The organism is Parashewanella curva, assembly GCF_003675895.1.
Classification (GTDB): Bacteria; Pseudomonadota; Gammaproteobacteria; order Enterobacterales; family Shewanellaceae; genus Parashewanella; species Parashewanella curva.
This window is the reverse complement of the sequence record NZ_ML014913.1, coordinates 1-3,204: the sequence shown is the minus strand read 5'-3', so window position 1 is coordinate 3,204 and position 3,204 is coordinate 1. Positions and strand designations below refer to the sequence as shown.

The window sequence follows — 3,204 nt, the reverse complement described above, 5'->3', positions numbered from 1 at the left end:
GCGAAAAAAAGAGGAAATCTTGACTGATGGTGATCAAATAGACTAAAAATGCATAAAGGTTGGTGCTCTGATGTGACGCTTGATCACGATGGGCAGGAATCAGCGATCATATCCGCAGGAATACGCAACATGTAAGTTGTCAAAACCAACTCAAATTTAAATATGTGTTAACCGACTCTTGGTTTTGTTCAAATGAAAATATGAGATATATCAAACACAATTGCTACAAAAATTTCGTAATGGCCTGTAAATCAAATCGTCTGATATCGTTGAGTGAAGGTGATAAAAGGCACAAAATATCACAACGAGTAGATACGCTTGAATTTCAAAAAGGGCAATCTGTAAAAGTTTGGATAGCAGGAGTGGATTTTGCTTTGTTGCTATCCAAAGAAGTCTTTAAAAACAGAGACGGAAGCACAGGCGAGCTTTATTTGTTATGCAGTGATCTTGATTGTAGTGATGAGTTAATACAAGCAATCTATCAAAAACGATGGAATGTAGAAGTATTTCACAAGTCATTGAAATCAAATGCAGGGATTACTCGATCATCAGTACATGCGATAAGAACTCACAGGAACCACCAGTTTCTTTCAATTTATAGTGCGTTTAAGTTAGAAACACTGTCTTTGAAGCTTAATTTAGGCAAATTCGGCTTCAAGGCAAAACTGTACATGAAAACCCTAAAAACAGCTTTTACAGAACTTCAGTCTCTAAAAGCTGTTAGTGCGTAACATGAGTGAGTAAATTAGCTTCTATCAAATTTGAAGGCTGGGGCGCATCTTTCTCATATAGCTTTTTCTTTTTCATGTGAACATAAAAGCACCATAAAAAGATCGAGCAAGTAACAATGTTAGATCAAGTGATTTGTTTCACAGAAAGCAAGAGAGGCTTGGTGAATGGTTACCTTCCAGCTGGTCTCCCGTTGCAAAAAAGTTTGAAGAACTTTATTAATGGAGAAACGCAAATGATGAGCTCATTAGAGATTAGTGCCTCTCCTTCCTGTAATAAATGGAATCCATTATGTTACAGATATTAAAGCTTCAAATGTGTATTGCGAAGGTAACTCTTTGTAGTTACTGGGTAACGTAGTACGCCTTTGTGGAGGCTTGAGCCCAGTGCAGTGAAAGTTACACGCTGGGTTCTCAGGAGAGCTGCATCTGGTAACAGGTGTCGCTTATCCGCCAAGCCATGCCAGCTTGATCGGCTGGCACATTTGCTCCTCAAAACTTTTCAATCTGAAGAATATAAATGGAAAAAAACAATTCTAGAAAATGACTCAAAACGATATATATAATGCTTAAAAGTTATAAGCGGTACGACCAGATAGTACCTGCACTAATAACGAATAAGTATTGACTGTTTTACTCTAATTGAGTTGACTGATTAATATTGAAAATAAGATTATGGCTTAATATACCTTTGACTCAACTTATATTAAGAAGATTTCTAGCCTTTCAAATCCTGAATTTATATTCTCTATCCGTTTAAAATCTACTCAGCTTGAAATGTTGCTATTTTGTTACATACTGTTTGCGCAGTCATTCTACCGATACTGCTTGAAGGTTTGTTTTATAAGCTTACAGCACAAGAAGCATCACAGCTTAGAAGCCACAACTAAAACCAATATAAGAAAGGCAAACAACCATGAAAAAATCATTTTTAGCTTTTTCAATCACAGTTTCCCTCAGCTCTATATCTGCTCAGGCAGAGCAAATAAATAACGAATCTGCTTTCGACCTTGAAATATCGAATACTTGCATTATTCGATTTAGCGACGACATTTCAAAATTTGACGTTGAAGGAAAAGCAAGAGGGATGCTGGCTAAAGCATCGGCAAAAGCAAAGCATATTTATAAAAATTCGTATAAAGGAATGGCAGTAAACGTGAACTGCAACAAGGCTAAGACTATGTTTTCAAATAATTCAGAGATCATTAGTTTTATCCCCGACGGTAAAATATATGCCAACCCCAAAGGAGGTGCTAAGCCAGGGGATGGAGGTTCCAATCCACAAGTAACTCCTTGGAGTGTGACAAGAGTTGGAGGAGCTGTAGATGGCGTAGGTCGTACAGCTTGGGTACTTGATACAGGTATTGATGTCGATCATGCAGATTTGAATGTTGATACTACTAGAGCTTTTAGTGCATTTACATCAGGGCGTGATGCTGGTTTTGATGATAAAAATGGTCATGGAACTCATGTTGCAGGTACCATTGCTGCGATAGACAATGACATCGATGTTATTGGTGTAGCAGCAGGTGCAACAGTTGTTCCTGTCAAAGTGCTTAATGCCAGAGGGAGCGGAAGTTATTCAGGTATTATAGCTGGTCTTGATTATGTTGCTGCACATGCAAGCGAAGGCGATTGCGTAAATATGAGTTTAGGTGGTGGCTTTAGCCAAGAAGTTAATGATGCTGTTGAAAATGCAGCTCAGCAATCAGGAGCATTTTTTGCTATTGCAGCAGGAAATGAATCCCAAAGTGCCTCAAATGTCTCTCCAGCCAGTGCGTCAGGACAACGTATCTTTACTATTTCAGCGACTGATTCCAATGATCAATTTGCTAGTTTTTCTAATTTTGATAACCCACCAGTAGATTATGCAGCCCCTGGTGTAAGTATTCTTTCAACGAAATCTGGTGGAGGAACAACAACATTATCAGGAACTTCTATGGCTTCTCCTGCTGCGTGTGCAGTCCTTATGATGACAGGTGGCAATCCTTCAACTGATGGAGTCGCAACAAATGATCCTGATGGAACATCAGATCCAATTATTCATCTGTAATTTACATTAATATAATGAGCAATCTTTCTTAGGTTGCTCATACATTTAAAGTAAAGCTGATCTCATTATTCTTAAGCTTTTCTTGATGGAAAAGTACAACTTCTTAATTATCTTGGTGAAAGGGCTGAGAAGGATTGATGTCCAATGATAGCATTATTGAACACTCCAAAGTGCTATCAAGGTTTTGTCCATTTTTGAGTTTCACAAGGTATAATGCTTATTAGTTTTTTTTGCTCTTGATTTGAACTGAATAATAACCTTTTTACGACTGACTAAGAGTGCAATACCATTAATTATCGTAACTATTCAGCCTACTGAACAAAAATATCTGGCAAATGCCCACTGAACAACAAGTTCAGCGCTGTTGAAGCTGTTATATTTTGCTTTCTGCAACTCGAAACGTAACTGCGTATGGCACAGAAG

The 3,204-nt window shown here is 37.9% G+C and carries 1 protein-coding gene and 1 pseudogene; both read left to right on the top strand.

The features are described from left to right. Positions 1-134 precede the first annotated feature (134 nt). Positions 135-731, top strand: a pseudogene (locus D5018_RS21065) (transposase); the annotation flags it as partial. 913 nt (positions 732-1,644) lie between these two features. Further along, positions 1,645-2,781, top strand: coding sequence for a S8 family serine peptidase (locus D5018_RS21055; protein WP_121840931.1), 1,137 nt, complete (start codon positions 1,645-1,647; stop codon positions 2,779-2,781). The last annotated feature ends 423 nt before the right edge of the window (positions 2,782-3,204 follow it).